Source organism: Serratia proteamaculans, assembly GCF_946227095.1.
GTDB classification, from domain to species: Bacteria; Pseudomonadota; Gammaproteobacteria; order Enterobacterales; family Enterobacteriaceae; genus Serratia; species Serratia proteamaculans_E.
The window spans coordinates 34,614-54,686 of record NZ_CAMISV010000010.1; the positions used below are offsets into that span (position 1 = coordinate 34,614).

At 57.9% G+C, this 20,073-nt stretch carries 16 protein-coding genes; 12 read left to right on the plus strand and 4 right to left on the minus strand.

Annotated elements, in window-relative coordinates:
- The first annotated feature begins 212 nt into the window (after positions 1-212).
- Complete coding sequence (locus OC597_RS18895; protein ID WP_261259073.1) at positions 213-563, plus strand: DNA-binding protein; 351 nt, start codon at positions 213-215, stop codon at positions 561-563.
- A 31-nt stretch (positions 564-594) separates the two neighbouring features.
- On the opposite strand, the gene alkA is transcribed toward OC597_RS18895, so the two are convergent.
- Positions 595-2,064, minus strand: a complete 1,470-nt coding sequence (alkA, locus tag OC597_RS18900; protein WP_262210000.1) for a DNA-3-methyladenine glycosylase 2 — start codon at positions 2,062-2,064, stop codon at positions 595-597.
- A gap of 166 nt (positions 2,065-2,230) precedes the next feature.
- Between alkA and yegD the strand changes: the two genes are divergently transcribed.
- The 3 genes from yegD to OC597_RS18915 are packed head-to-tail and all read left to right on the plus strand — an operon-like array spanning position 2,231 to position 4,699.
- Positions 2,231-3,583 (plus strand): molecular chaperone, encoded by a 1,353-nt coding sequence (yegD, locus tag OC597_RS18905; protein ID WP_261259067.1) that lies wholly within the window; start codon positions 2,231-2,233, stop codon positions 3,581-3,583.
- Between the two features lie 49 nt (positions 3,584-3,632).
- Positions 3,633-4,196: a GNAT family N-acetyltransferase gene (locus OC597_RS18910; RefSeq protein ID WP_262210001.1), complete on the plus strand. Its 564-nt coding sequence runs from the start codon at positions 3,633-3,635 to the stop codon at positions 4,194-4,196.
- On the plus strand, positions 4,190-4,699 hold the full coding sequence (locus tag OC597_RS18915; RefSeq protein WP_261259063.1) for a P-loop nucleotide/nucleoside kinase family protein: 510 nt from the start codon (positions 4,190-4,192) through the stop codon (positions 4,697-4,699). The genes OC597_RS18910 and OC597_RS18915 overlap by 7 nt, the downstream gene beginning before the upstream one ends.
- 5 nt (positions 4,700-4,704) lie before the next feature.
- Here the strand turns inward: OC597_RS18915 and OC597_RS18920 are convergent, their stop codons facing one another.
- Positions 4,705-5,658, minus strand: coding sequence for an aldo/keto reductase (locus tag OC597_RS18920; RefSeq protein ID WP_262210004.1), 954 nt, complete (start codon positions 5,656-5,658; stop codon positions 4,705-4,707).
- Positions 5,659-5,928: 270 nt separating this feature from the next.
- On the opposite strand from OC597_RS18920, the gene OC597_RS18925 reads away from it, so the two are divergent.
- Genes OC597_RS18925 through baeR form a run of 6 tightly spaced genes read left to right on the plus strand, consistent with a single transcriptional unit; the run spans position 5,929 to position 16,905 of the window.
- Positions 5,929-7,170, plus strand: a complete 1,242-nt coding sequence (locus OC597_RS18925; RefSeq protein ID WP_262210007.1) for an MdtA/MuxA family multidrug efflux RND transporter periplasmic adaptor subunit — start codon at positions 5,929-5,931, stop codon at positions 7,168-7,170.
- Positions 7,170-10,289: an MdtB/MuxB family multidrug efflux RND transporter permease subunit gene (locus tag OC597_RS18930; RefSeq protein WP_261285892.1), complete on the plus strand. Its 3,120-nt coding sequence runs from the start codon at positions 7,170-7,172 to the stop codon at positions 10,287-10,289. Before OC597_RS18925 ends, OC597_RS18930 begins: the two co-directional genes overlap by 1 nt.
- The gene (gene mdtC / locus OC597_RS18935; protein WP_262210013.1) at positions 10,286-13,366 is read left to right on the plus strand and encodes a multidrug efflux RND transporter permease subunit MdtC; all 3,081 of its coding nucleotides are present in this window, start codon (positions 10,286-10,288) and stop codon (positions 13,364-13,366) included. The genes OC597_RS18930 and mdtC overlap by 4 nt, the downstream gene beginning before the upstream one ends.
- 10 nt (positions 13,367-13,376) lie before the next feature.
- Complete coding sequence (locus tag OC597_RS18940) at positions 13,377-14,807, plus strand: MFS transporter (protein ID WP_262210015.1); 1,431 nt, start codon at positions 13,377-13,379, stop codon at positions 14,805-14,807.
- Entirely contained in the window at positions 14,807-16,189 is a 1,383-nt protein-coding gene (gene baeS, locus OC597_RS18945; protein ID WP_261259052.1) for an envelope stress sensor histidine kinase BaeS, read from the plus strand. Before OC597_RS18940 ends, baeS begins: the two co-directional genes overlap by 1 nt.
- Positions 16,189-16,905 (plus strand): envelope stress response regulator BaeR, encoded by a 717-nt coding sequence (gene baeR, locus OC597_RS18950; protein WP_261259293.1) that lies wholly within the window; start codon positions 16,189-16,191, stop codon positions 16,903-16,905. Before baeS ends, baeR begins: the two co-directional genes overlap by 1 nt.
- A gap of 6 nt (positions 16,906-16,911) precedes the next feature.
- On the opposite strand, the gene OC597_RS18955 is transcribed toward baeR, so the two are convergent.
- Both OC597_RS18955 and OC597_RS18960 read right to left on the minus strand, forming a co-directional pair.
- Positions 16,912-17,298, minus strand: a complete 387-nt coding sequence (locus OC597_RS18955; RefSeq protein ID WP_262210016.1) for a type II toxin-antitoxin system VapC family toxin — start codon at positions 17,296-17,298, stop codon at positions 16,912-16,914.
- A gap of 2 nt (positions 17,299-17,300) precedes the next feature.
- Positions 17,301-17,564: an antitoxin gene (locus OC597_RS18960; protein WP_261285895.1), complete on the minus strand. Its 264-nt coding sequence runs from the start codon at positions 17,562-17,564 to the stop codon at positions 17,301-17,303.
- 353 nt (positions 17,565-17,917) lie between these two features.
- On the opposite strand from OC597_RS18960, the gene OC597_RS18965 reads away from it, so the two are divergent.
- Together OC597_RS18965 and trhP are read left to right on the plus strand one after the other, a co-directional pair.
- A complete protein-coding gene (locus OC597_RS18965) occupies positions 17,918-18,256 on the plus strand; it encodes a YegP family protein (protein WP_037417767.1) in 339 nt (112 codons plus the stop codon).
- A gap of 178 nt (positions 18,257-18,434) precedes the next feature.
- Positions 18,435-19,787, plus strand: a complete 1,353-nt coding sequence (gene trhP / locus OC597_RS18970) for a prephenate-dependent tRNA uridine(34) hydroxylase TrhP (protein WP_261259048.1) — start codon at positions 18,435-18,437, stop codon at positions 19,785-19,787.
- Positions 19,788-20,073 lie beyond the last annotated feature (286 nt).

A 20,073-nucleotide genomic window follows, 5' to 3' on the forward strand; every position in this document is an offset into this window, starting at 1 on the left:
CCCCTTTATTCTGCCTCACTCTCCTGTTTTTCGGGCTGTGGCGTCATTTGCCCCCATGCCCCCATCACACTTTTTTTGCTTAGCCAACCTGAGGTTAGTGGTATAACTAACGAGTCAAAGTTAATCGTTTGAACAATACCTCGATACGGAAATCAGCACGCGCGTTAATTTCCACCCCCATTTTTAAACGTGATGGCTCAGGGATAATGGCTATGAAAAACGAGTGGTTTGCCGCCAGAGAGCTGACCGGCATTGCAGGACTGCCCTCCTCACCACAGGGAATCAACTTGATGGCCCGCCGTGAAGGCTGGATCAGTCGCCGTCGAAAAGGCGTCCAGGGCAAAGCGGTGGAATACCACATCAACAGCCTGCCGATCGGCGCGCGCAGCCTGCTGATGTTGCAAGAGGCTCCCGCAGAATATCAGGTTGAACGTAAGGATCCGTTGGCGGTATGGGTTGAGTATTACTATCACCTGAGCGAAAGCGAACGCGAGAAAGTCCTGACGTTCCTGATGCGAGAAGGGATCGACAGCCTGCTGGCGCGCATCGCCGCTGAAGAGTAACGCGCTAGCCGTCAGTGTCCTCTGACGGTGCTCAGCCCTCGTTATGCCACAGATGCAGCGTGGCGTAGGAGCGCCATGGCCGCCAGCGTTCAGCATAGTTTTCAATCTGGCGTGGCGTCATCCCCGGAAATCGCTGTTTGATCAGATAATCCCCCGCCAGAAAGACGTCCGGCCATGACCAGGCGCGCATAGCGATATAACTGGCCGTCCAACTGCCAATTCCCGGCAACGCGGTCAGTGCCTTGATCCCCTGCTCAATATCCAGCACGTTATCCAACTGCAACCGCCCTTCGGTGACCGCCCGTGCAATGGCGATCAGCGCCGCTGCGCGTTTCAGTTGCACCCCCAGCGGGCGCAGTTCCTCGGGTTGCAGTTGCGCCACCTGCTCAGCATTGGGGAACACATGGGTAATGCCGGCGTAGGGCTGTTCCAACGGCGTTCCCCAGCGTTCCGCCATGCGTCCGGCAAAGGTCGCCGCCATCTTGACGCTGACCAACTGCCCAAGCACCGCCCGGGTCGCCTGTTCAAAACTGTTGACGCAGCCGGGCAGCCGCAAGCCCGGCGCATCGGCGGCCAGTGCTCCCAAGGCCTGGGTGATCAGATCCGGTGCGGCATCCAGATCGAACAGTTGGCGGATACGGCGTAACACTTCCGTGGTCACCCGGCTGAGCGCCGGAGCGATCTCTACCCTTACCCGATTACGGGCCGCCTCCGGCTGTACGCTGACCCAACCCTGATAGTCAATGCCGCCCTGAGTAATGGCGATCGCCCGCAGATATTGTTGCCCCTCAACCCGTTCCACCCCGCTCACCGCACGGGTTTGCAAAAAGCTCAGCATGCGCGGCCAGTCATAGGGTGGCCGGTAGCCCAAATGAAACACCAGGCCGCTGGCGACGGTACGCTCATTGCGGCCGCTGCTGCTGCGCAGCGCCGAGGGGATCAGCCGGTAGCGCGCCTTGAACAGCTCGTTAAAGCGTCGCAGGCTGCCAAAACCGGCGGCAAACGCCACCTCACTCAGCGGCATATCGGTATCCGCCAGCAGCCGTTTGGCCTGTAACAGCCGATGCGACTGGGCATAATCAATCGGTGAGGCGCCAAACTGATCGGCAAAAATGCGCCGCAGGTGGCGATCGGAAATTCCCAACCGCGCGGCCAGTTGCTCGCAGCTGTGCTCCGACAGATAGCCTTGTTCAATCAGCTGTACTGCCACCTGAGCATAGCGATTGCCGAGGTCGATCAACGCCAGCCCCGGTGCCAACTCCGGCCGGCACTTCAGACAGGGGCGAAAACCCGCCAGCTCCGCCGCCGCCGCGCTCGGGTAAAAGGTGCAGTTTTCGATTTTCGGCGTGCGGGCACTGCACACCGGGCGGCAATAAATGCCGGTCGAAGAAACGCCGACGAAGAAGCGGCCATCGAATTTGCGATCGCGCGCACTCAGTGCCTGATACAACGCCTGCTGTTGGTTTTTCATGGCCACGCTCGGGGTCAGTTTTTTGTTCATTATGCGACTCGGCTGATGCGCTGACGTGCGGGATTCGGACATTAAGTTAAGCATGCGCTCCCGTTCGCCGCTAAAATTTTCGTCAGTTAAGCGCTCACACATTGCCCGGGGGGCAAGTCTCGGGTAAAGTCGCCCCCCTTCATCGGCATGGGGAATGAGAAAAGACATGTTTATTGGATTCGATTACGGAACGGCCAACTGTTCCGTCGCAGTGATGCGTGATAACGGCCCCGAGCTGCTGACGTTGGAAAACAACGAACCCTATTTACCGTCGATGCTGTGCGCGCCGACGCGGGAAGCCGTGAGCGAGTGCTTGCACCGTCACTGGCAGGTGCCGACCGGCAGCGAAGAGAACCAGCAACTGCTGCGCCGGGCGATCAACTTCAATCGTGAGGAAGATATTCCGGTCGCGAATAACAGCGTGCTGTTCGGCCTGCAGGCATTGGCGCACTACGTTGAAGATCCGGAAGAGGTGTATTTTGTTCGCTCACCGAAATCCTTCCTGGGTGCCAACGGCCTGAAGCCACAGCAGATCGCACTGTTTGAAGATCTGGTGTGCGCCATGATGTTCCACATCAAGCGCCAGGCAGAAAACGTTCTGCAGGACAGCATCAGCCAGGCGGTCATCGGTCGCCCGATCAACTTCCAGGGCATGGGTGGTGAAGAGGCCAACCAGCAGGCGCAGGGCATTTTGCAGCGCGCTGCCGAACGTGCCGGGTTCAGGGACATTGAATTCCAGTTTGAGCCGGTCGCAGCAGGGCTGGACTTTGAAGCGACGCTGAGCGAAGAGAAAACCGTGCTGGTGGTAGACATCGGCGGCGGGACTACTGACTGTTCAGTCTTGCTGATGGGGCCGCAATGGCGTGACCGCGCCGATCGCCAGCAAAGCCTGCTGGGACACAGTGGTTGCCGCGTTGGCGGTAACGATCTGGATATCATGCTGGCATTCAAACAGCTGATGCCGCTGTTCGGCATGGGCGGCGAAACCGGAAAGGGTATCGCCCTGCCCGCGCTGCCCTACTGGAACGCAGTCGCCACCAACGACGTGCCGGCGCAGAACGACTTTTACAGCGTCGCCAACGGCCGCATGCTGCAAGATTTGATCCGCGATGCCGCCGAGCCGGAAAAGGTCAAACGCCTGCTGAAAGTCCACCAGCAACGTCTGAGCTACCGTTTGGTGCGCGCGGCGGAGGAGAGTAAAATCGCCCTGTCTGCGCAGCAAAACATCAGCGCACCGCTGGCTTTCGTCCAGGCTGATTTGGCGGAAACCATCAGCCAGGATCAGCTTGCCGAGGCTATTTCGCAGCCGCTGTTGCGCATCCAGGAACAGGTCAGCGCCGCGCTGGCCAGCAGCCAGACAGCGCCACAGGTGATTTATCTCACCGGCGGCAGTGCACGTTCACCGCTGCTGCGCGCCGCGCTGCAACAGCAGTTGCCGGGCATTCCTATCGTCGGCGGCAACGACTTCGGCTCGGTCACCGCCGGGTTGGCACGCTGGGCGCAAACGTTGTTCCGTTAATGACCAGAAGGCGCGGCTTGCCGCGCCTTTGTTCACTGGAGCCAAGTCGATGAGTGAAATACTCCCCTTCGAAAGCGACCGGTTGCTGTTGCGTGCCTGGCGCGACCAAGACCTGCCGGCATTCGCCGCACTCAATGCCGATCCACAGGTAATGCGTTATTTCCCTGCCCCGCTGACAACCGAGCAAAGCTACGCGCAGGCTGACAAAATCTGCCAGTTTATGCAGCAAAACGGTTGGGGTTTGTGGGCGGTGGAAGAAAAAGATGGCGCGCCTTTTATCGGCTTTGTCGGGTTGGCGATCCCGGCGGACGATCTGCCCTGCTCACCCTGCGTAGAAATCGGCTGGCGGTTAACCGCAGCGCACTGGGGTAAAGGCTATGCCTCTGAGGCTGCCCGGGCCGCACTGCGCTACGCTTTCGAACAGCTGGATTTGGCTGAAGTGGTCTCTTTTACCGCCGAAAGCAACGAGCCATCACGCCGGGTAATGGAACGCATTGGCATGACGTCCCGTGACGAAAATTTCCTGCACCCACGACTGCCGCAAGACCATCCGCTGCAAAAACATGTACTGTATCGGCTGGCACAACAATCATGGCGGGAGCAACAATGCTGATCGTTTTTTCCGGCCTGCCGGGCAGCGGTAAAACTACACTTGCACGGGCGCTGGCCAGCGCATTACCCGCAATGCATCTGCGAATCGATACCCTTGAACAGGCGATCCGCAACAGCGGGTCTCTGGCCAATGATATTGGCCCGGCGGGATATTTTGCCGCTTATGGCGTCGCCGAAGATAACCTGCGCCTGGGTCACACCGTGATTGCCGACTCGGTCAATCCGCTGCCTGTCACGCGTGAGGACTGGCATAGCGTTGCACTACGGGCTGGCACTGCCTGCCTGGATATTGAAGTGGTCTGTTCCGACCGCACGGAACACCGCCGACGAGTCGAAACCCGCGACGGTGATATTGCCGGGTTACGTTTGCCCAATTGGGAAAATGTCACCGCCCATGATTACACGCCCTGGAGCACACCGGTGGTGACGATTGATACCGCGGGGCGCACCATTGAAGCCTGCCTGACGCAGTTGCTGTCATTGATTAACGCCGTCCGCAGCTAACCCTATTACCAAGCGCTGGCCTGGTTCAGGGTGCTGATATCTTCGGCATCCAACCGCAGTCGGGTGGCGCTAATCAGCTCATCCAACTGTTTCAGCGAAGTGGCGCTGACGATCGGTGCGGTGATGCCCGGTCTTGCCATCAGCCAGGCCAGCGAAACCTGCGCCGGTGAGGTGTGGTATTTCGCCGCAACGCTATCCAACGCCGCCAGGATTTTAAAACCACGCGGATTGAGATACTGTGCAATCACTCTGTCACCACGCTGGCTCTTGCCAATATCCTGCTCGCTGCGGTATTTGCCGGTCAGGAAGCCGCTGGCTAACGAGAAGAAGTTAATTACCCCCAGGCCATGACGGTGCGCCACCGCTTCCAATCCTTGCTCGTAACCTTCACGCGCGTACAGGTTATATTCCGGTTGCAGGGTTTCGTAACGTGCCAGACCTTCCTGCTCACTGACTGTCAGCGCTTCTTCCAGACGATCGGCCTGATAGTTGGAGGCGCCGATTGCTCGCACCTTGCCGGCCTTGATCAGCGTATCGAACGCCGCCAGGGTTTCTGCCAATGGCGTATCCCGGTCATCATCATGTGACTGATAAAGGTCGATATAGTCGGTCTGCAGACGGTGCAGCGAATCCTCGACCGCCTGCTGGATATAGCGCGGCGACAGCCCCTGCTTTCCTTCCCCCATGGGTTTACCCACCTTGGTGGCGATAATCACCTGGTCTCGCTTGCCGCTTTTTTTCAGCCACTGACCAATCGTACTTTCGGACTCACCGCCCTGGTTGCCCGGTGCCCAGCTCGAATACACGTCGGCGGTATCAATAAAATTAAGCTGATTCTCCACCAGTGCATCCAGCAAGCTGAAGGAAGTTTCGCGATCCGCCGTCCAGCCGAACACGTTGCCGCCGAAGGTTAATGCCGGCACTTTGATACCCGAACGGCCCAGTTCTCTGTTGCTCATTGCATGCTCCATGGGGTTAATTATTTGCAGGTTAATTATTAGCGTAAAATCGGAAGGCAGGCTAAAACACATTGGCTATAAGCCCGTTTAAGTCTCTTATAAACCTGACATGATCAAATCTACAACTAATTCGGACAATGCTGACGGTTCCTCCATATTTCCTTCATCTTTATGCCGTCTTTGCTGGCTAAACTAGTATCCTGTAAGGAGTGTAACTTTTGAGGCAATGAGTGCCCGCACGCCTGCCCTTTTGGAGATATTTTCGCCGCCATGAATGCAAAAAAACCACGTCGTTCACTGATACTGCGCCTGCTGGTGGTGGTCATTGTGGCTATTGCCGCCGTGCTGATTTGGCGTCACTTCAGCGCTTCACCACCGGCTACGGCTACCGCACCGGGTGCGCGCCATGCAGGTAGCGGCCAGGCTGCCGGTGGCCGACGTGGGGCACCCATGTCACCGGTGCAGGCCGCGACCGTCACGCAGCAGACGGTACCACGCTACCTTTCCGGGCTGGGCACCGCCACCGCCGCCAACACAGTGACCGTCACCAGCCGGGTTGACGGCCAACTGATGGCTATCCACTTTACCGAAGGCCAACAGGTCAAGGCCGGCGATCTGCTGGTTGAAATCGACCCACGCCCATTTGAAGTACAACTGACCCAGGCACTGGGGCAACTGGCCAAAGATCAGGCCACGCTTGCCAACGCCCGGCGTGATTTGGCACGTTATCAGCAACTGGCGAAAACCAATTTGGTCTCGCGCCAGGATCTGGATACCCAACTTTCCTTAGTGCAACAGACAGAAGGGGCGATCAAAGCCGATCAGGGCACGGTCGACAGCGCCAAACTGCAAATCACCTACAGCCGTATCACCGCACCGATCGACGGCCGCGTCGGCCTGAAGCTGGTGGATGTCGGTAATTACATCACCAGCGGCAGCACCACCGGCATTGTGGTGATCACCCAGACTCACCCTATCGACGTGGTATTTACCCTGCCGGAAGCCAATATCAGCGATTTGATCAAGGCGCAAAAAGCCGGCCCGGTCAGCGTCGAAGCCTGGGATCGCACCAACCAAAGCCAATTGGCGACCGGTTCGCTGCTGAGCCTGGATAACCAGATCGATACCACCACCGGCACCATCAAGCTGAAGGCGCGTTTTACCAACGAGGACGACGCACTGTTTCCCAATCAGTTTGTTAACGCCCGGCTGAAAGTGGCAACCTTGCATGATGCGACCGTTATCCCAACCGCAGCGCTGCAAATGGGCAACGAAGGCAACTTCGTCTGGACCCTGAGTGAAGAGAACAAAGTCAACAAACACCTGGTCACTACCGGCATGCAGGACAGCCAACAGGTGGTGATCAACGCCGGTCTTAACGTCGGCGATCGGGTGGTTACCGACGGTATCGATCGCCTGACTGAAGGCATGCAGGTCGAAGTGGTGACGCCGCAGGCGGCTGCGACAACCACCAAACCCAGCCATCCACCGCGCGCTCAGGGGAAATTCTGATGCAGGTGATGCCACCTAACCCCGGCGGCGGCCCATCCCGCCTGTTTATTCTGCGCCCGGTCGCCACCACATTATTGATGGTGGCGATACTGCTGGCAGGGATTATCGGCTATCGCGCCCTGCCGGTTTCCGCCCTGCCGGAAGTCGACTATCCGACCATTCAGGTGGTCACGCTGTACCCTGGCGCCAGCCCGGACGTGGTCACTTCCGCTATCACCGCCCCGCTGGAACGCCAGTTTGGCCAGATGTCCGGCCTGAAACAGATGGCGTCGCAAAGCTCCGGCGGTGCCTCGGTAGTGACGCTGCAATTCCAGCTTGAGTTACCGCTCGACGTCGCCGAACAGGAAGTGCAGGCGGCGATCAACTCCGCCACCAACCTGTTGCCAAGCGATCTGCCCTACCCGCCGATTTACAGCAAGGTTAACCCCGCCGATCCGCCGATCCTGACGCTGGCCGTGACCTCATCCGCCATACCTATGACTCAGGTGGAAGACATGGTGGAAACCCGCGTGGCGCAGAAAATATCGCAGGTCACCGGCGTCGGGCTGGTCACGATATCCGGCGGTCAGCGACCGGCGGTACGCGTGAAGCTCAATGCGGCGGCAGTCGCCGCCTACGGCCTGGACAGCGAAACTATCCGCACCGCCATCAGCAATGCTAACGTCAACTCCGCCAAAGGCAGCCTGGATGGCCCAACCCGTTCGGTCACGCTGTCCGCCAACGATCAGATGAAGTCCGCCGACGATTACCGCCAACTGATTGTCGCCTATCAAAACGGCGCGGCGATCCGCCTGCAGGATATCGCCACTATCGAACAGGGCGCAGAAAATACCCGGCTGGCGGCCTGGGCCAACAAGCAACCGGCCATTGTGTTGAATATTCAGCGTCAGCCGGGGGTGAACGTGATCACCACCGCCGACAGCATTCGCGAGATGCTGCCAACGCTGATTAAAAGCCTGCCGAAGTCGGTCGACGTCAAGGTACTGACCGATCGCACCACCACCATTCGTGCCTCGGTCAGCGACGTACAGTTCGAACTGCTGCTGGCGGTAGCGCTGGTGGTGATGGTGATTTACGTGTTCCTGCGCAACGTGCCGGCCACCATTATTCCGAGCGTCGCGGTACCGCTGTCGCTGATCGGTACCTTTGCCGCCATGTACTTTCTGAACTTTTCGATCAACAACCTGACGCTGATGGCGCTGACCATCGCCACCGGGTTTGTGGTCGATGACGCCATCGTGGTGATCGAAAACATCTCGCGCTACATCGAAAAAGGGGAGAAACCGCTCGACGCGGCGTTGAAAGGCGCCGGTGAAATCGGCTTCACCATTATCTCACTGACCTTCTCGCTGGTGGCGGTGCTGATCCCATTGCTGTTTATGGGCGATATCGTCGGTCGGCTGTTCCGTGAGTTTGCCGTGACGCTGGCGGTAGCGATTTTGATTTCCGCCGTGGTCTCGCTAACGCTGACACCGATGATGTGCGCGCGCATGCTGAGTCACGAATCGCTGCGCAAGCAGAACCGCTTTTCTGCGGCCTCCGAGCGTTTCTTTGATCGGGTCATCGCGCGCTACGGCAAATGGCTGAAAACGGTGCTGAATCATCCCTGGCTGACCCTGGGTGTGGCGTTCAGCACGCTGGTGCTCACCGTGTTGCTGTACCTGATCATCCCAAAAGGCTTCTTCCCGGTGCAGGACAACGGCATTATTCAGGGCACGCTGGAAGCACCGCAATCCGTGTCGTTCAGCAATATGGCTGAGCGGCAACAGCAGGTGGCGGCAGAGATCCTCAAGGACCCGGCGGTGGAAAGCCTGACGTCATTTGTCGGCGTTGACGGCACCAACGCCACGCTCAACAGTGGCCGGTTGCAGATCAACCTCAAGCCTTTGAGCGAACGTGCAGACCGTATTCCGGCTATCATCACCCGCCTGCAACAGCAAAGCGCGCAGTTCCCCGGCGTGAAGCTGTATCTGCAGCCGGTGCAGGATTTGACCATCGACACCCAGGTCAGCCGCACCCAATACCAGTTTACTTTGCAGGCAATGTCGCTGGACGATCTGAGCCTGTGGGTGCCGAAACTGATGGCGGAACTGAAACAAACGCCACAGTTGGCAGACGTGACCAGCAACTGGCAAGATCAGGGGCTGGTGGCCTATGTAAACGTCGATCGCGATTCGGCTTCCCGCCTCGGCATCAGCATGAGCGACGTGGATAATGCGTTGTATAACGCCTTTGGTCAGCGGTTAATTTCCACCATTTACACCCAGGCTAACCAGTACCGTGTGGTGCTGGAACATGACGTCAGCAGCACGCCAGGGCTGGCGGCGCTGAATGATATCCGCCTGACCAGCAGCAACGGCACCATAGTGCCTCTAAGCACCATTGCCAAAATAGAGCAGCGCTTCGGGCCGCTGTCGGTTAACCATCTGGATCAGTTCCCGGCGGCTACCATCTCCTTTAACGTGGCGGGCAATTATTCGCTCGGTGAAGCGGTCGATGCCATCACCCTGGCGGAAAAAAACCTCAATATGCCAAAAGACATCACCACCCAGTTCCAGGGCGCGACGTTGGCGTTCCAGGCAGCGTTGGGCGGCACCCTGTGGCTGATCCTGGCGGCGGTGGTGGCGATGTATATCGTGCTGGGCGTGCTGTATGAGAGCTTTATCCACCCGGTGACCATTCTGTCTACCCTGCCCACCGCCGGGGTCGGTGCCTTGCTGGCGCTGATGCTGGCCGGCAGTGAACTGGACGTGATCGCCATTATCGGCATCATCCTGCTGATCGGCATCGTGAAGAAAAACGCCATCATGATGATCGACTTCGCCCTGGCCGCCGAACGTGAACAGGGAATGACGCCGTATGACGCGATTTATCAGGCCTGCCTGCTGCGTTTCCGGCCGATCCTGATGACCACGCTGGCCGCGTTGCTGGGCGCACTGCCGCTGATGCTCAGTACCGGCGTCGGCGCGGAACTGCGTCACCCGCTCGGGGTTTGTATGGTTGGTGGGCTGGTGATGAGCCAGATCCTGACGCTGTTCACCACCCCGGTGATCTACCTGCTGTTTGACAAGCTGGCGCGTAACACTCGCCACCAGCCGGATGCGCAGGAGCTGCCGTGAAATTCTTCGCCCTGTTCATCTACCGGCCGGTCGCCACCACGCTGCTGACATTAGCCATCGCCATCAGCGGCGTGATTAGCTTCAGCCTGCTGCCGGTTTCCCCGCTGCCGCAGGTCGACTATCCGGTGATTTCGATCAGCGCTTCGCTGCCGGGTGCCGATCCAGAGACCATGGCCTCGTCGGTGGCGACACCGCTGGAACGCGCATTGGGCCGAATTGCCGGGGTCAATGAAATGACTTCGATGAGTTCACTCGGCAGCACCCGGGTGATCCTGCAGTTTGATCTCGACCGTGATATCAATGGGGCCGCACGTGACGTACAGGCGGCAATCAATGCGGCACAAAGCCTGCTGCCTACCGGCATGCCAAGCCGCCCCAGCTACCGCAAGGTCAACCCGTCCGACGCGCCGATCATGATCCTGACGCTGACCTCGGATACTTACAGCCAGGGCCAGCTTTACGACTTCGCCTCTACCCAGTTGGCGCAGAAAATCGCCCAGACCGATGGGGTGGGTGACGTTTCAGTCGGCGGCAGTTCGTTGCCTGCGGTGCGGGTCGAACTCAACCCGAGCGCCCTGTTCAATCAGGGTATATCGCTCGATGCGGTGCGCCAGACCATCAGCAACGCCAACGTGCGCAGGCCGCAGGGTGCGGTGGAAGATCCTCAGCAGCGCTGGCAGCTCCAGGCCAACGACGAGTTGAAAACCGCCGAGGCCTATCGCCCGCTGATTATTCACTATAACAACGGCTCGGCGGTGCGCCTGAGCGATGTGGCCGCGGTCAACGACTCGGTGCAGGACGTGCGCAACGCCGGGATGACCAATGCCAAACCGGCAATTATTCTGGCCATCAGCCGGGCACCGGATGCCAATATCATTGAAACCGTCGATCGCATTCGCGCCGAATTGCCCGCGCTGCAAGACAACATTCCGGCGTCAATCCAACTGAATATCGCCCAGGACCGCTCGCCGACCATTCGCGCCTCACTGGCTGAGGTGGAGCAGTCGCTGGTGATTGCCATTGGGCTGGTGATCCTGGTGGTGTTCATCTTCCTGCGTTCCGGCCGCGCTACGTTGATCCCGGCGGTCGCCGTACCGGTGTCGCTGATCGGCTCCTTCACCGCCATGTATCTGTGCGACTTCAGCCTGAATAACCTGTCGCTGATGGCATTGACCATCGCCACCGGCTTCGTGGTCGACGACGCCATCGTGGTGCTGGAGAACATTTCCCGCCACATCGAGGCCGGCATGAAGCCGATCAACGCGGCACTGGTCGGGGTGCGTGAAGTCGGCTTTACCGTGCTGTCGATGAGCGTGTCGCTGGTGGCTGTGTTTATTCCGCTGCTGCTGATGGAAGGCCTGCCGGGCCGTCTGTTCCGAGAGTTTGCCGTGACCCTGTCGGTGTCGATCGGGCTGTCGTTGATTATCTCACTGACGCTAACCCCGATGATGTGTGCCTATCTGCTGCGCCACCAGCCGCCGCGCTCGCAGCGGCGCGTACGCGGCTTCGGAAAAATACTGATGGCGTTGCAACAGGGCTACGGCCGCTCGCTGAGCTGGGTGCTTGGCCACTCACGCTGGGTGCTGGCGGTGTTTTTAGCCACTATCGCGCTCAACGTGTGGCTGTACGTCAGCATTCCAAAAACCTTTTTCCCGGAGCAGGATACCGGCCGGCTGATGGGCTTTATCCAGGCTGACCAGAGCATTTCCTTCCAGGCGATGCGCGTTAAGCTGGAAGATTTCATGAAAATCGTGCGCGATGATCCAGATGTGGAAAACGTCACCGGCTTTACCGGGGGTTCACGCACCAACAGCGGCTCGATGTTTATCTCGCTGAAACCTCTGTCGGTGCGCAGCGATGATGCGCAGAAAGTGATCGCCCGGCTGCGCGCCCGATTAGCCAAAGAACCGGGAGCCAGCCTGTTCCTGATGGCGGTGCAGGATATCCGCGTCGGTGGCCGACAGGCTAACGCCAGCTACCAGTACACGCTGCTGGCAGATGACCTCGCCGCGCTGCGTGAATGGGAGCCGAAGATCCGTACCGCGCTGGCCGCGTTGCCGGAGCTGGCAGACGTCAACTCCGATCAGCAGGACAAAGGGTCGGAAATGGATCTGGTTTACGATCGCGAGACCATGGCCCGGTTAGGTATTTCGGTCTCTGACGCCAACAACCTGCTGAACAACGCCTTCGGCCAGCGCCAGATTTCGACCATCTATCAGCCGCTCAATCAATACAAAGTGGTGATGGAAGTGGCGCCGCCCTATACCCAGGACGTCAGTTCGCTAGACAAGATGTTCGTGATCAACAAAGACGGCAAGGCTATCCCGCTGTCCTACTTCGCCCGTTGGCAACCGGCCAATGCACCGCTGTCGGTCAACCATCAGGGGCTGTCGGCCGCCTCAACCATCTCGTTTAACCTGCCGGAAGGCGGCAGCCTGTCTGATGCCACCGCCGCCGTGGAACGCACCATAACGGCACTCGGCGTCCCCGCTACCGTGCGCGGTGCCTTCGCCGGTACCGCACAGGTGTTCCAGGAAACGCTGAAATCCCAGTTGCTGCTGATCGCTGCCGCCATCGCTACGGTGTATATCGTGCTCGGCATTCTCTACGAAAGCTATATTCACCCGCTGACCATTCTGTCCACCCTGCCCTCTGCCGGCGTGGGAGCGCTGCTGGCGCTAGAGCTGTTTGGTGCGCCGTTCAGCCTGATTGCGCTGATTGGCATTATGTTGTTGATTGGTATTGTGAAGAAAAACGCCATCATGATGGTCGACTTTGCCCTGGATGCGCAGCGCAACGGCGGAATTAGCGCGCGGGATGCCATTTTCCAGGCATGCCAGCTGCGCTTCAGGCCGATCATGATGACCACGCTGGCGGCACTGTTCGGTGCATTGCCGTTGGTACTGACCCACGGTGACGGCGCCGAACTGCGCCAGCCACTCGGTATCACCATCGCAGGCGGCCTGATCGTCAGCCAACTATTGACGCTGTACACCACCCCGGTGATTTACCTGTATTTTGACCGGCTGCAGATGAAGTTCCGTCGCGGCAAGAAACTGGATCCTTTGCCCCAATAATGGCTGATTGATGCTTATAAAACACACCGCTTCAGTACAGTGGCAACTCTGGATTGTAGCGTTCGGCTTCTTTATGCAGACGCTGGACACCACCATCGTCAACACCGCCCTGCCGTCGATGGCTGTCAGCCTGGGGGAGAATCCGCTGCGCATGCAATCGGTGATCGTCTCCTACGTACTGACGGTGGCGGTGATGTTGCCAGCCAGCGGCTGGCTGGCGGATCGGGTTGGCGTGCAGCGGGTATTCTTCAGCGCCATCGTGCTGTTCACTCTGGGATCGATCCTCTGTGCCCGCTCCGAAACCCTGAATGAGCTGATTGCCTCACGCGTGGTGCAGGGCATCGGCGGCGCGATGATGGTGCCGGTCGGTCGGCTGACGGTGATGAAAATTGTCCCGCGTGAACAGTATATGGCGGCGATGACCTTCGTTACCCTGCCCGGCCAAATCGGCCCACTGATGGGGCCGGCGCTGGGCGGCTTTTTGGTGCAGTACGCCAGTTGGCACTGGATTTTCCTGATCAATATTCCGGTGGGGATCGCCGGGGCCATCGCCACGCTGCTGCTGATGCCCAACTACCGCATGCAAACCCGGCGCTTCGATATCAGTGGTTTTATCATGCTGGCGATCGGTATGGCGACGCTGACGCTGGCGCTTGACGGCCACAAAGGGATGGGGCTGTCTGCCACCGCCATCGGTGGCCTGGTAGTGGCTGGCGTGGCGGCGTTGGCCGGCTACTGGTGGCATGCTCACGGCAACAGCCGGGCACTGTTCTCGCTGCGGTTATTCAAAACCCAGACTTATAAAATTGGGCTGACGGCCAGCCTGCTGGGCCGCATCGGCAGCGGCATGTTGCCGTTTATGACGCCGCTGTTTATGCAGGTCGGCATGGGATTCTCCCCGTTCCACGCCGGGCTGATGATGATCCCGATGATTATCGGCAGCATGGGGATGAAGCGCATCGTGGTGCGAGTGGTTAACCGCTTCGGCTACCGCAACGTGCTGGTGGCCGCAACGCTGATGCTGGCGTTGATCAGCCTGAGCTTCCCGCTGGTTGCCATGCTCGGCTGGATCTGGCTGTTGCCGGTGGTGTTGTTCTTCCAGGGCATGGTCAACTCGCTGCGCTTCTCGGCCATGAATACCCTGACGCTGAAAGATTTGCCTGATCGGCTGGCTAGCAGCGGGAACAGCCTGCTGTCGATGGTGATGCAACTGTCGATGAGCCTTGGCGTCAGCATCGCCGGTATTCTGATCGGCAGCTTTGCCCATCAACAGGTGATCTCCGGCAGCCCGGCGATTCACAGCGCCTTTATTTACAGCTACTGCTGCATGGCGTTAATTATCGCCCTGCCTGCACTGGCCTTCGCCCGTGTCCCGGCTGATACCACGACTAACCGTACGCTGACCAAAGAGCCGGGTACCGGCTCCACGAGGTTGCAATAATGAAAATAGGCATTACCGGCAAACTGTTCATGGCGATCTTCGCCACCTGCATGCTGGTGCTCATCACCATGCACTGGGGTGTCCGCATCAGCTTCGAGCGCGGTTTTATCGACTACATCAAGAACAGCAACGAGCAGCGTATCAATATGCTGGGCGAAGCCCTGGAAGAACAGTACAGCCGCCACGGTAACTGGGTCTTTCTGCGCAATAACGATCAGGTGGTTTACCAGATCATGCGTTCGTTCGAACAAAACAGCGACAGCAGCCATAATCTGCCCCCTAAAGGCTGGCGCACCCAGTTTTGGGTGGTAGACAGCCAGTTTAACCGGCTGGTCGGGCATTCCGGCCCGTTACCGAAGGAAGGTCCGCGCCATCCCATCCGCTACAACAATGAAATCGTCGGCTGGGTGATCACCACGCCGATTGAAAGACTGACGCGCAATACCGACATTAACTTCGACCAACAGCAAAGACGCACCAGCTGGATGATTGTTGCCCTCTCCACGCTGCTGGCAGCGGCGGTGACCTGGCTGATGTCGCGCGGGTTGCTGGCACCGGTGAAACGGTTGGTGGCGGGGACACATCGTCTGGCGGCCGGGGACTTCAGCACCCGAGTGGCCGTCAGCAGCCAGGATGAACTGGGGCGGCTGGCGCAGGACTTCAACCAGCTTGCCACCTCGCTGGAAAAAAACGAACAGATGCGGCGCGCCATGATGGCCGATGTCTCGCACGAGTTACGTACTCCGCTGGCGGTGTTGCGCGGCGAACTTGAAGCCTTGCAAGATGGCGTGCGTCAGCCGACCCCGGCCTCACTGGGTTCACTGCAAGCAGAGGTCGCCACCCTGACCAAGCTGGTGGACGACCTGCATCAACTGTCGCTCTCCGATCTCGGCGCACTAGCCTACCGTAAATCACCGGTCGACTGCGTGCATTTGCTGCAAATCGCGGTCGCCAGCTTCCGCGAACGTTTTCGCGCCAAAGAGCTGGAAATCGTAACCCTGTTGCCGGAACAGGCAACGCTGTTTGGCGATCCCGACAGGCTTAATCAGCTGTTTAACAACCTGCTGGAAAACAGCCTGCGCTATACCGACGCCGGCGGTAAGCTGGAGATCGGCGTTGAACCGGTGCCGGGCCGCCTGCGGATTTACTGGCAGGACAGCGCGCCGGGCGTCAATGATGAGCAACTGGCGCGCATTTTCGAACGCTTCTACCGTACCGAAGGTTCGCGCAATCGTGCCAGCGGCGGCTCCGGACTCGGGCTGTCGATCTGTCAAAACATAGTGGAAGCCCACAACGGGACGATCTACGCACAGCACTCGCCTTTGGGCGGCGTGCGGATTACAGTAGAATTTGCCACCCCGGTAATGAATAAGGCGTCATGATGGAAACCCAGAATCAGCCGTTGCAAATTATGATTGTTGAAGACGAACCCAAGCTCGGCCAACTGCTGGTGGACTACCTGCAGGCCGCAGGGTACGCCACACGTTGGCTGACCAACGGCAGCGAAGTCGTGCCTGCCGTGCATGAACATGCCCCTGCACTGATCCTGCTGGATCTGATGCTGCCAGGCTCTGATGGGCTGACCGTCTGCCGCGAACTCCGCCGCTTTACCGATATCCCGGTGGTGATGGTGACGGCGAAAATTGAAGAGATCGATCGCCTGCTGGGGCTGGAGATCGGCGCAGATGATTACATCTGCAAACCTTACAGCCCGCGCGAAGTGGTCGCCCGGGTGAAAACCATTCTGCGCCGTTGCTACCGCCCATTGGACAATACGCAGGAAGAAACCCAGCTTCACATTGATGAACCGCGCTTTCAGGCCAGCTATCAGGGCCATATGCTGGATCTCACCCCAGCGGAATTCCGCCTGTTGAAAACGCTGGCCAGCCAGCCGGGCAACGTGTTCTCACGCGAGCAGTTGTTGAATAATCTGTATGACGACTACCGGGTGGTAACCGACCGCACCATCGACAGCCATATCAAAAACCTGCGGCGCAAGCTGGAACTGATCGACGGCGAAAAATCTTTTATCCGCTCAGTGTATGGCGTGGGTTACCGCTGGGAATCCGAAGCCTGTCGGCTGGTGAATGGGTTGTAACCGGGACTAGGTCCAGTCTTCGACCCTCAGCCCCGGCACCATGGCGAACGCCTTATCGTTAGTCACTATTGTCGCACCGCGACTCTGCGCATGTGCGGCAATAAGCTGATTCAAAGCCCCCATCACCCGCCCCTTTTTCACCATATCCGCGCGCATCGCTCCGTAGCAATGCGCGGCTTCCCGGTCCCAGGCATACACCGTCACGGAATCCAGGAATGCCGCCACAGTCGCTTTCAGCGCCAAACTTTGCCGCTTGGCTACGCCATACAACAATTCCGCCTCCGTGATACTGGAAATACAAACCGCTGACGGCGGGATCTTTTCCATTACGCGCAGCAAGCGGGGATGCCGACGGAACAGCTGGCTGACCGTATTGGTATCAAACATGTACATGCTTACTCTTCCTCGCCGAATGGATCGCGGGTGGCGATCCCCTGTTGACGATCCTCAGCCACCAGGAAGTCCTGCGGTACCTGAGATTGCTCGATCATTTGCAACAGCGGAGCCCAACTGTCTGGTTTTGCCGGGTACTTTGATAAAATCACGTTTCCCTCCCGATCGCGGCGGATGTACACACGATCTGTATCAAATTCGAATTCCACGGGTAATCTCACCGCCTGATTTCTGCCGTTTTTAAACAGCTTCGCGACTCTTTCCATTTCCATCTCCTCTGACAGGCATAGGCCTAAGCATATGCCTGTTGAGCTTCGATGCCAAGATACTGTGCTTATTTTTTGAACGCTAATGACGCAGCGAGCCAACCTTAACGTGACGTGACCGTCGGTGAAACACTGCCCTGGCAAAAATGCGGCCAGCTGCGCAGACTTTCGCGCATCACAATCCCCCATTAGCTTCTCGTGCTACAGCACTATCCGCTGGTTGAAACTCAACGCCAGCGCAAAAAAATCGCCTGTTTTTTGCGCTATGGTGCGCAAGTCATGTTTATTAGCCGCCCAATTTCAAGCTATTGGCTACACTTACATCACTTATCGGAACCCACAGGAGAGGAACCATGGCAATCGGTCACTATGAGCTGAAAAAAGCAAAGAATGGACAGTACCACTTCAACCTGAAAGCCAGTAATGGCGAAATCATTCTGGCCAGTGAGATGTACGCCAGCAAGGCCTCGGCGGAGAATGGCATTGCCTCAGTGCAAACCAATTCCCCTCACGAAGCGCAGTATGAACTGAAACACAGCACCAGCAATCAGCCTTACTTTGTACTGAAAGCCAAGAACCATCAGGTGATCGGCGTCAGCGAAATGTACAGCTCTGAAACAGCGGCAAAAAACGGTATTCAGTCGGTGATCAAAAACGGCCCGAACACCGATGTGCGCGATTTGAGCGCATAACTTTATCTGGGCGACGCGCGATGGCAGCCATCGCGCGTTTTTCTTATGACCAGGATCAATCTCCCTGTAATAAATCCGGTTACCTGCTGATTTCTTGTCGCGCTGCCGCTACAATCCCCCGCTTTTACTGCGCCATTTGGTGGTGCGGTACTGACCTGAAATCAGACCGAGACTCATTATGTTTACACCGGAACTCCTCTCCCCGGCCGGTACGCTGAAAAACATGCGTTACGCCTTTGCCTATGGTGCCGACGCCGTTTATGCCGGCCAACCGCGTTACAGCCTGCGGGTGCGCAACAACGAATTCAACCATGAGAACCTGGCTCAGGGGATCAACGAAGCCCACGCCCTGGGCAAAAGATTCTACGTAGTGGTGAATATCGCCCCGCACAATGCCAAGCTGAAAACCTTCCTGCGCGATCTTAAACCGGTGATCGACATGGGCCCGGATGCGCTGATCATGTCCGATCCCGGCCTGATCATGATGGTGCGCGAGGCCTTCCCACAGATGGATATTCATTTGTCGGTACAGGCAAATGCGGTTAACTGGGCGACGGTGAAATTCTGGCAGCAAATGGGACTGACGCGAGTGATCCTGTCGCGCGAACTGTCACTGGAAGAGATCGCCGAGATCCGCGCCCAGGTGCCGGAAATGGAGCTGGAAATCTTCGTTCACGGCGCGCTGTGCATGGCCTACTCCGGCCGCTGCCTGCTGTCGGGTTATATCAACAAGCGCGACCCTAATCAGGGCACCTGCACCAACGCCTGCCGCTGGCAGTACAAGGCGGAAGAAGGCAAAGAGGACGAGACCGGCAACATCGTGCATATGCATGAGCCGATCCCGGTGCAGACCGTCGAACCGACATTGGGTATCGGTGCGCCAACCGACAAAGTGTTCATGCTGTCCGAAGCGCAAAAGCCGGATGAATACATGAGCGCCTTTGAGGATGAACACGGCACCTACATCATGAACTCAAAGGATTTGCGCGCCATTCAGCACGTAGAACGCCTGACTCAGCTCGGCGTGCATTCGCTGAAAATCGAAGGCCGTACCAAATCCTTCTACTACTGCGCGCGTACTGCGCAAGTCTATCGCCGCGCCATCGACGACGCCGTCGCGGGCAAGCCATTCGATCCCACCCTGCTCACCACGCTGGAGGGTCTGGCGCACCGCGGTTACACCGAAGGTTTCCTGCGTCGCCATGTGCATGAAGCCCAGCAAAACTACGATTACGGTTCCTCACTGTCTGAACGCCAGCAGTTTGTCGGTGAATTCACCGGCGTCCGGCGTGACGGTTGGGCAGAAGTGGATGTGAAAAACAAGTTTATGGTCGGTGATGGCGTAGAGATGATGACCCCCGGTGGTAACGTCCTGTTTACTCTGGAGAGCATGCAGAATAAGAAAGGTGAAGCGATCGATGTGGCGCCGGGCAACGGGCATATCGTCTATTTACCGATCCCGCAGGATATCGATCTCAATTACGCGTTGCTGATCCGCAATTTGCCCGATATCAATAGTCCTGCGGTGTAAAAATTCCGCTTGCTACCTTTAAGTGGTGGTTTTTAGCAAATATTAGAATTGGATCACATCAATTAGTCCGCAGCTTGGTTAATATCAGGCTGCTTAAAACTAAGAACGAAAAATATTTGCATAGCAATACTAGGAACCACCTCCTTAGCCGGTCCAATCTCCCTTGGACTGGCTTTTTCTTTGGTTTCAACCGCGTATCCGCTCGGGCATCGCTAATATAACCTGTCTTTTTTTCAATACGTTATTTTATCTACTTTTAAAAATACCTTCCTCGTGACGATATAAA

What these genes read in the sequence shown, in the direction of transcription:
- OC597_RS18925 (WP_262210007.1), top strand. Translation starts at nt 5,929, where the DNA reads ATGAATGCAAAAAAACCACGTCGTTCACTGATACTGCGCCTGCTGGTG.
- alkA (WP_262210000.1), bottom strand. Translation starts at nt 2,064, where the DNA reads ATGAACAAAAAACTGACCCCGAGCGTGGCCATGAAAAACCAACAGCAG.
- OC597_RS18965 (WP_037417767.1), top strand. Translation starts at nt 17,918, where the DNA reads ATGGCAATCGGTCACTATGAGCTGAAAAAAGCAAAGAATGGACAGTAC.
- baeS (WP_261259052.1), top strand. Translation starts at nt 14,807, where the DNA reads ATGAAAATAGGCATTACCGGCAAACTGTTCATGGCGATCTTCGCCACC.
- OC597_RS18895 (WP_261259073.1), top strand. Translation starts at nt 213, where the DNA reads ATGAAAAACGAGTGGTTTGCCGCCAGAGAGCTGACCGGCATTGCAGGA.
- yegD (WP_261259067.1), top strand. Translation starts at nt 2,231, where the DNA reads ATGTTTATTGGATTCGATTACGGAACGGCCAACTGTTCCGTCGCAGTG.
- OC597_RS18940 (WP_262210015.1), top strand. Translation starts at nt 13,377, where the DNA reads ATGCTTATAAAACACACCGCTTCAGTACAGTGGCAACTCTGGATTGTA.
- OC597_RS18930 (WP_261285892.1), top strand. Translation starts at nt 7,170, where the DNA reads ATGCAGGTGATGCCACCTAACCCCGGCGGCGGCCCATCCCGCCTGTTT.
- trhP (WP_261259048.1), top strand. Translation starts at nt 18,435, where the DNA reads ATGTTTACACCGGAACTCCTCTCCCCGGCCGGTACGCTGAAAAACATG.
- OC597_RS18955 (WP_262210016.1), bottom strand. Translation starts at nt 17,298, where the DNA reads ATGTACATGTTTGATACCAATACGGTCAGCCAGCTGTTCCGTCGGCAT.
- baeR (WP_261259293.1), top strand. Translation starts at nt 16,189, where the DNA reads ATGGAAACCCAGAATCAGCCGTTGCAAATTATGATTGTTGAAGACGAA.
- OC597_RS18960 (WP_261285895.1), bottom strand. Translation starts at nt 17,564, where the DNA reads ATGGAAAGAGTCGCGAAGCTGTTTAAAAACGGCAGAAATCAGGCGGTG.
- OC597_RS18910 (WP_262210001.1), top strand. Translation starts at nt 3,633, where the DNA reads ATGAGTGAAATACTCCCCTTCGAAAGCGACCGGTTGCTGTTGCGTGCC.
- OC597_RS18920 (WP_262210004.1), bottom strand. Translation starts at nt 5,658, where the DNA reads ATGAGCAACAGAGAACTGGGCCGTTCGGGTATCAAAGTGCCGGCATTA.
- OC597_RS18915 (WP_261259063.1), top strand. Translation starts at nt 4,190, where the DNA reads ATGCTGATCGTTTTTTCCGGCCTGCCGGGCAGCGGTAAAACTACACTT.